We start from the raw sequence: 7,788 nt of genomic DNA, 5'->3' as shown, positions 1-7,788 counted from the left end.
GCGGCACGCGGCCGGGACACGGGTGGCGGGGCGCCCGGGAGCGGGCGCACCCCCGAGGGGTCAGGAGGTCGCGACGGACGTCGCGACGTTCTCCATGCCGAGCACCTGGACACCGGTCGTCGCACCCGCGGGCGGGATGTACATCGCGACCATGGTCGTGTACCCGACGTTGAGCTTGTTCGTCGGCTCGCTGGCCCCGAAGAGCGCCTTCTCGGTGTCCGACCCGGGGGCGATCTTGCCCCCCTCCTCGATCGTGCGCGTCTCGAGAGCGGTCAGCCCGGCCATGACCATCGCGCCGCCGTCGGCCGTGCGCACGGCGCGGGCCTGGTCGGGCGTCGGGGTGAACGTCATGGTCAACGAACCCTCGGCCTTGCTCAGCTCGGCCATCTGCACGGTCGCGTTGTTCGCGACCCACGCACGCAGCGGGTCGTCGGCGAACGACCCGGCGTACGCGGAGCCCACACCGAGCGTCAGGACGTCCGCGTACTGCGCCACGGCGTCCGCGGGCGTCACGAGGAGCGACGGGTCGTCCATCGGGACGGACTCGCTGCCCACCGCAGGACCCGCGAACGCGGGCAGGGTCGCGCTCGGGAACAGCCTGACCCAGGCCCACAGCTTGTACGGGTCGCGGGCCGCCGTCTGCTCATACGCGAGCAGGCGCGGGGACTGGAGGTCCTCGGGCTGGACGGTCACGGCGTAGGCCTGGCGGGGCCAGGTGTCCGTCGTCGTGATGATGTCCTGCTGGACGTCGGTCGGCAGCTTCGTGACCAGGTCCTGGTTGCCCCGCACCGCGGCGACCGCGAGCTGGCTCGTCCGGAGCGAGAGCGCCGGGCCGGCGAGGCGGTTGCCGAGCTGGGCGGCGTCGTTGGTCGCGGCCGCCTCGTCGAGCGAGGTGCCGACCGCGGTGCGGACCTCGGCCATCTGGTCGGCGGTCAGCGCGGGGACCGCCTCGGTGGGCGTCGGGTCCGGGTCTGCGGTGGGCACGGGCGAGGCGCAGCCTGCGAGCAGGATCGCCCCTGCGAGGACACCTGCTACGGCGGCCGTGCGGGTCGCGGAGCGGCGGGGGGTGCGCTTGCTCATCGGTCTCCTCCGGTCGTGTCGGGAGTCTGGGTCTGGTCGTCGTCGCCCGACGTGGGCGGGGCAGCCTTCGTCTGCCCGAAGCCCCACGCCTGACGCCAGGCGTCGGCCCGGGCAGCCGAGCCACCGTCGGTGCCGGCCTGCGGCTCGGCGGTCGGGGCGGGCACGATCGGCTGGGCGGCGGTGGCGTTCTTCTGCCGACCGGGCACGACCGGGATCTGCCCGGTCAGCCACCGGTTGCGCGGGCGCTGCGCGCGCGCCTCCTCCTGGGCTGCGTTCTCGGCCTCGAGGCGCTGCCTCTCGGCCCTCTCCCGCAGCTCACGGCGGGTGAGCGTGGCGGTCGCGCCGGTCTGCGGCGAGGGCTCCCGCTGGGCGGTCCCTCGAGCGTCGCCCGACCCAGGGTCGGTCGGTGCGGGCGCACCCGTCGGGCCTGCGGTGCCCTCGGTCGTCCCGGCCGCCGCCTCGTCGCCCTTGCCCTTCGTGGTGCGCTTCGACGGCTTGCTGCCCTTCTTGCCGTCCTTCTTGCCACCCACGAACGAGATCACGCCGATCGCGAGCCCGGCCAGGAGGAGCAGGGCGCCGCCGGCGATCCCGGGCCACTGCCAGGGCGTCGAGACCTCACGGGCCCAGGTCAGGGTCACGACCGGGGTGGCGGGGTCCTCACCGGTACCGGCAGCGAGCAGGCTCCAGCGACCCGGTCGGTCGGACCAGCGCAGGCTGACCTCGCCCGCGCCCGCCGACTCGGCGAACCACATGTCGGAGCCGGCCGGGTCCACGCCGACGACCGGCGCCGGGGCCGCCTCGTCGGTCGTGGCGTCACCCTCTGCGGGCACCTCGCCCTCGGCGGGCGCCTCACCCTCGGCCGGGGTCTCCTCCGCCGGAGGCGGCGCGGCGACCGACCGGGTCGAGAGCGTGTCCCAGTCCGTGAGGCCGGTGACGACCGTGTGGGCGTCCGTGCCGACCCATCCCTCGACGTCGACCTCACGGCCGATCACGAGCGTGACGGGCTTGTCGTCCGAGGCCTTCGCGGTGACGGTCACGTCGCCCGCGACCATGTCGAGGACGCCAGGCTCGGAGACGATCAGTGGCGAGGTACCGTCGGCGGGGGTCGTGGCGACCACCGTCTCGCTCTCACGCCAGATCGTCGCCGAGGCGACCCCCGTGCCGATCCCCACCAGGCCGAGCACGATCAGGCCGGCGGCCAGGATTCGTTGAAGCACCGAGTTTTCCCTTCGTCATGGACAATCCACAATAGAGGCGAACGCGCGTCGGATTCGAAAGTTCGCCGGATGGCGACGATCGGCGCAGACTCTTCACGAACTCCTCGCGACACCCTGACGGTACCCATTCCGGGTATTCAGGACACAGCCGGGCCACGTATCCTGGTGGACGATCCACAGGTCGGGCTGCCGGTGACGCGCCGGCACTCATCCCCCGACACCCATGCTGGCGTGGACCAGCCCAAGGCGGAAGGTCGACCCGTGTCCGACGAACGCACACTGTTCCCCATCACCATGCGCGGATACGACCGCATCATGGTGGAAGGCCAGCTGGCCAAGCTCGAGAAGGACCTCGAGGAGTCCCGACACCGAGCGGAGGCCGCTGACGCACGGGCCGTGCAGCTCACGTCGGACCTCCAGGACGCCCAGCGTCAGCTGCGCGAGACGGACCGGCCGTCGTACGCCGGTCTGGGTTCACGCATCGAGCAGCTCCTCCGCTCGGCCGAGGAGCAGTCGGCCGACATCCTGGCCCAGGCCAACGCGCAGGCTGTCGACATCATGTCCCGCGCCAAGGTCGCGGGCGGGCAGATCCGCTCGCGTGCCGAGAACGAGGTCGCCGAGCTCCTCTCGAACGCCCGCCGCGAGGCCGAGGAGATCCGCTCGACCGCCGCCGCGGAGACCGAGAGCACGCTGGTCGGCGCACAGCGCCGCGCCGAGGAGTTCGTCGGTTCGGCCGAGCGCGAGGCCGCCCGCATCCAGAGCGCGCTGAACACCGAGGAGAGCGAGCGCCGCTCGAGCCTCGAGCGCGAGCTCGGCACGCTGCGTGCCCAGACCGAGCGTGAGACGACCGAGCTGCGCGTCGCGACCGAGCGCGAGACCGCGGAGCTCCGCGCCCGGGTCTCGGCCGAGACCGCGGCGATGCGTGAGGCCGCCGAGCGGGAGACGACCGAGCTGCGCGAGACGACGCGCCGCGAGGCCGAGCGCCAGGTCGCCGAGGCCAAGCGCGCCGCGTCCGAGGCCGCCAACGCCGTGACGTCGGAGATGGAGGAGCTGCGCGAGAAGGCGCGCACCGCCCTCGCCGAGGCCGAGCTCGACATCGCCCGCCGCCGCGAGGAGGCCGAGCTGGAGAGTGCCGCACGTCACCAGGTCGCCAAGGAGGAGACCGAGAAGCTCGTCGCGACCGCCGAGTCGCACGCCTCGGACGCCGAGGCCCGCGTGGTCGCCGCGCTCGAGCAGGCCGAGAAGGTCCGCACCGAGTCCGACGAGTACGTCAAGGAGGTCATCGCGACCGCGCGCCACAACGCGGACCGCGTGGTCGCCGAGGCCCGCGAGTTCGCCGAGCAGACGGTCGGGGACGCCAAGGCGGAGGCCGAGCAGCAGCGTGCTGCCGCTCAGCGCCAGCTCGAGGACCTCACGCGCCAGCACGAGTCGATCAACACGTACCTCGACGAGCTGCGCGGGCTCCTGGGCGACAGCGACGCGGGTGCGGCCAAGGCGAAGGCCGCCGCTCCCGCCGCGATCGCGGGCACGCCGGCCCAGCGCGCTCGTGCGGCCAACCTCATGACCGCCGAGTTCCCGCAGGTCGAGGCCGCGGAGCCCGAGGCCGAGTCGGCGCGCACGGCCGACGAGCCCGAGGCTCCGGCCCGGACCAAGGGCTGACGAGATGACGACCGACGGCGACGGCACGGGACGCACTCCCGGGTCGTCGCCGTCGCCGCGTCCGGAGGGGCCGGCACGTTCGCACGGCGGTCCCGGCGCGCCGTCCGTCCCCGGCGCCGGCCGGCCCGACGACGTCGCCGCCTGGCGTGCCCAGCGCACCGAGGCCGCGGCGCACCAGGCGGCCGAGCTCGAACGTCGCCGCGCACAGGAGTCCGCCGAGGCGGCTGTCCTGCTGCGCGAGTTCATCGCCGAGGCCGGGCGACGCGGCATCGCGCCCGTGCCGCTGCAGGCCCGGTCGTACGCGGGCGACGCGACGTACCGGACGCGCACGCTCGGCTGGTACCTGCGCAAGAACCGGACGCTCGCGGTCGGCACGGACGGGGCGTTCTACGTCCTCAGCGTCCCGGGCGGGCTCTCGGCGCGGCTGCGCGGCGCCGTCCTCACACCCTCGGACCCGCCGCTCGTGCTCGGCAAGGGCGGCCGCGACGGCGAGTCGATCTCGCTCGCCGACGCCATCGCGCTGGTCCTCGAGCGCGGCTGACCCGCGTCACCGGCACCGCCGCCGACGTCACCCCTTGGCGGTCGCCCAGAGGTCTCCGAGCGCGTTCGCGACCGCTGCCGGCTCCTCGACCGCGCTCATGTGACCGGCGGACTGCACCAGGACGAGCGAGGTGCCGCGTGCGGCCGCGACCATGTGCTCGGCGGCCTCGACGGGCGTCAGGGTGTCCTCCTCGCCCACGACCACGGTGACCGGACCCGCGAAGCGGGCCAGGACCTCGGTGCGGTCCGGGCGGGCGGCCATGGCGCGCTGGGCCCACGCGACGCCGTCGGGCCGCTGGGAACGGATCCACTCCTCGAGGCGGGCCGTCAGCGCGGGGCGCGCGACCTTGCTCGTCGCCCCGAGGAGCGCACCCGGCATGCCGAGCACGGCGTCGACCGTGGCGCTGCTCGCCACGGCCTCGGCGATGCGCAGACGGTTGGCCCGCGCCTCGTCGGTGTCGGCGGTGGACTTGGTGTCCACGAGGCCCAGGGCGACGGTGAACTCGGGGTGCCGCTCGGCGGCCGCGAGCGCCACGTAGCCGCCCATCGACATCCCGACGACGACCGCACGCTCGACCCCCGCGGCACGTGCCGCGGCCACCACGCCGTCCGCGGCGGCCTCGATCGAGGCCGGCTCGGCGCCGAGCGGGCTCTGGCCCGCGCCGGGGAGGTCGACCGCGAGGACCGTGGCGCCGCTCGGCAGGGCGGCGGCGACGTCGAGCCACATGCGGTGGTCGAACGGGAAGCCGTGCACGAGCAGCACGGGCAGCCCGTGACCGTGGCGCAGCGTGTGGAGGGCGAGGCTTCGGTCGGTCGTGGTCATGGTTCCTGTCCCGTCGTCGGTGGCTGGACGTGCGTGCGGCTCGCGTCGTAGGAGGCCTGGTCGGTGGACTCGGTGTCGGTCCCGGTCTCGGTCGCCGCGTCCCACGTCGTGGGCAGCGGCACGGGGAACCCGGGCAGGACGTGCGCGACGATCTCGTCGAGCACGCGGCGGACCGACGGTTCCCCGACCCACAGGTGCTTCGCCCCTTCGACCGCGATGACCTCGGCCTGGGGCACGCGCGCGAACCGGCGGCGCGCCTCGTCGGGACGCAGGTAGTCGTCGAGCTCGGGGACGAGCACCACGAGCGGCTTGCCGAACGCCGCCCAGCGGTCCAGGTCGTCGTCGGTCGCGCGGTGCAGGGGCGGGGAGAGCAGGATCGCGCCCTCGATGCCCGGGTCGGTGCCGTGCTTGAGCGCGATCTCGGTACCGAACGACCACCCCACGAGCCACCGGTTCGGCAGGTCGTGGAACTCGGCGAGCTCGATCGCGGCGGCGACGTCGAAGCGCTCGGCCTCGCCGCCGTCGAACGCGCCCTCGCTCGTCCCGCGCGGGGACGACGTCCCCCGGGTGTTGAAGCGCAGCACCGCGAGGTCAGCGAGCGCGGGCAGGCGCCATGCGGCCTTGCGGTAGACGTGGGAGTCCATGTAGCCGCCGTGCGTGGGCAGCGGGTGCAGCGTGATCAACGTGCCCGACGGCGCAGCGTGCGCCGGGAGCGCGAGCTCGCCCACGAGGGTCAGGCCGTCCGCGGTGTGCAGCTCGACGTCCTCGCGGCGGGCCGGCAGCACCGTGAGCGAGCGGATCGGGGCGCCGTGCTCGGCGGGCCTGCCCTCGGGGGTCGTGGGCGCCGTGGGGGGCTCCTGCGGTGCAGGCGGCGTCGCGGCAGCCGGCGCGGCGGGCTGGTCTGCGGCCTGGGCGGCGGGCTCGTCGGGGTGGTCGGTCGCTGGGGCGGGACGGTGCGCGTTCATCACGGCCGAGCCTAGCCGCCGGTTCCGCCGGGCGACGGGTTGGCGAGGGACGCTCCGGGCCGTGCCGTGCGCGTCAGCGGCGACGTTCGCGGGCCGACCAGCAGCCCGAGTGCCAGTGCCGGCGGTCCTCGAGGGCCGAGGCCGCGCCGAACATCGAGTCGTTCGCCCAGGCCACGACGTGGCTCGTGCCCGCCGGGATGGTCTGCCGACACCCCGGGCACACGTAGGACTTGTCACCTGAGCGCACCGTGCGGACCGACCACTCGCCGTCGGCCCCCGACTCCGAGCGCAACCCGCCCAGGGCACGGCCCAGGTCGAGCGGGGCAGGTTCTGCCCCCCAGGGGCGGCGACGGGAGGGACGCTTCGACGGCATCCGTCCATTGTCCCTGCTCGAGGCCTACGGGGCTCCCCTCCCAGCGGCTTCCCAGAGAGTGCCGCTAGAGTTACGGGGCCTGCAACCCGTGCTCGGCGACGTGCTCGCCACCGGTCGTGCGCGGACACCCCCGAACGAAGGATCCCTGTGAAGCTCCGTACCTCCCGCGGCCTCGTCGCGATCGCCCTGGGGACCGCCCTGGTCCTCTCCGGCTGCGCGAGCGGCAACGACGGCGGCGCCAGCCCGTCGCCCTCCGACGCCGCCGCCACCGACATCCCGACGCCCTCCGCAGAGGACATCGCGGCGCTCGAGGCCGTCAAGGTCACCGGAGACGCGGGCGCCGAGCCCACCGTGGAGTTCACGACGCCGTTCACGGTCTCGGCGGCGACCGCGCGGTCGATCGACGAGGGCGACGGTGACCCCATCGCCAAGGGTCAGCAGATCTCGATGCAGTCCGCGGCCTTCCTGGGGACCGACGGCAGCAAGGCGATGTCGACCTGGGACACGAACAGCCCCGAGCAGCTCGTCCTGGACGACAACCTGTACCCGCAGCTGCTCGACGTCCTCGTCGGCAAGAAGGTCGGGACGCGCTTCCTCTTCGCCGCTCCCATGAACGACGGTTCGGGCACCCTGGTGACCGTCGCCGAGGTCGTCGAGACCAAGGACGTGCCGGACCCGGCCGACGTGCCGACCCGCGCCGAGGGTGAGGCCGTGACACCGGCCGACGGGCTCCCCGTCGTCACGCTCGACGACACGGGCAAGCCGACCGTGACGATCCCCGAGGGGTACACGGCGCCGACCGACCTCGTCGTCCAGCCCCTCATCAAGGGCACCGGCCCGGAGGTGACCGCCGACCAGACGATCATCGCTCACTACGCGGGGTACACGCTCGACGGCAAGCAGTTCGAGGCCTCGTGGGACAGCGGAACCCCTGCCACCTTCCCGCTGAACGGTGTGATCGCCGGCTGGACGCAGGGACTCGCGGGCCAGACGGTCGGCAGCCAGGTCCTGCTCGTCATCCCGCCGTCGCTCGGCTACGGCGCCTCGGAGGGGCACAAGCTGCAGAAGGAGACCCTCGTCTTCGTCGTGGACATCCTCGCGGCGTACTGAGTCTCCCGAGCCTCACCGAAG

At 74.0% G+C, this 7,788-nt stretch carries 8 protein-coding genes; 3 read left to right on the top strand and 5 right to left on the bottom strand.

Annotated elements, in window-relative coordinates:
• Positions 1 to 60 precede the first annotated feature (60 nt).
• Positions 61 to 1,080 (bottom strand): hypothetical protein, encoded by a 1,020-nt coding sequence (locus ACFRCR_RS14725; RefSeq protein WP_377678543.1) that lies wholly within the window; start codon positions 1,078 to 1,080, stop codon positions 61 to 63.
• A complete protein-coding gene (locus ACFRCR_RS14720; RefSeq protein WP_377678542.1) occupies positions 1,077 to 2,297 on the bottom strand; it encodes a hypothetical protein in 1,221 nt (406 codons plus the stop codon). The genes ACFRCR_RS14725 and ACFRCR_RS14720 overlap by 4 nt, the downstream gene beginning before the upstream one ends.
• A gap of 261 nt (positions 2,298 to 2,558) precedes the next feature.
• On the opposite strand from ACFRCR_RS14720, the gene ACFRCR_RS14715 reads away from it, so the two are divergent.
• Complete coding sequence (locus ACFRCR_RS14715; protein WP_377678541.1) at positions 2,559 to 3,956, top strand: hypothetical protein; 1,398 nt, start codon at positions 2,559 to 2,561, stop codon at positions 3,954 to 3,956.
• A 4-nt stretch (positions 3,957 to 3,960) separates the two neighbouring features.
• Entirely contained in the window at positions 3,961 to 4,497 is a 537-nt protein-coding gene (locus ACFRCR_RS14710; RefSeq protein WP_377678539.1) for a hypothetical protein, read from the top strand.
• 27 nt (positions 4,498 to 4,524) lie between these two features.
• Here the strand turns inward: ACFRCR_RS14710 and ACFRCR_RS14705 are convergent, their stop codons facing one another.
• The 3 genes from ACFRCR_RS14705 to ACFRCR_RS14695 form a co-directional block, all read right to left on the bottom strand.
• Positions 4,525 to 5,319 (bottom strand): alpha/beta fold hydrolase, encoded by a 795-nt coding sequence (locus ACFRCR_RS14705; RefSeq protein ID WP_377678537.1) that lies wholly within the window; start codon positions 5,317 to 5,319, stop codon positions 4,525 to 4,527.
• On the bottom strand, positions 5,316 to 6,119 hold the full coding sequence (locus ACFRCR_RS14700) for an alpha/beta hydrolase (protein WP_377678545.1): 804 nt from the start codon (positions 6,117 to 6,119) through the stop codon (positions 5,316 to 5,318). The genes ACFRCR_RS14705 and ACFRCR_RS14700 overlap by 4 nt, the downstream gene beginning before the upstream one ends.
• Positions 6,120 to 6,357: 238 nt before the next feature.
• Positions 6,358 to 6,657, bottom strand: coding sequence for a hypothetical protein (locus ACFRCR_RS14695; protein WP_138823569.1), 300 nt, complete (start codon positions 6,655 to 6,657; stop codon positions 6,358 to 6,360).
• Positions 6,658 to 6,804: 147 nt separating this feature from the next.
• Here ACFRCR_RS14695 and ACFRCR_RS14690 point away from each other — a divergent pair, with 147 nt between their 5' ends.
• Positions 6,805 to 7,767: an FKBP-type peptidyl-prolyl cis-trans isomerase gene (locus ACFRCR_RS14690; protein ID WP_377678535.1), complete on the top strand. Its 963-nt coding sequence runs from the start codon at positions 6,805 to 6,807 to the stop codon at positions 7,765 to 7,767.
• Positions 7,768 to 7,788: the final 21 nt, after the last annotated feature.

This window comes from Oerskovia sp. NPDC056781 (assembly GCF_042789955.1).
GTDB classification, from domain to species: domain Bacteria; phylum Actinomycetota; class Actinomycetes; order Actinomycetales; family Cellulomonadaceae; genus Oerskovia; species Oerskovia rustica.
Note: the sequence above shows the minus strand (reverse complement) of the source record. Positions and strands in the feature narration are given on the sequence as shown.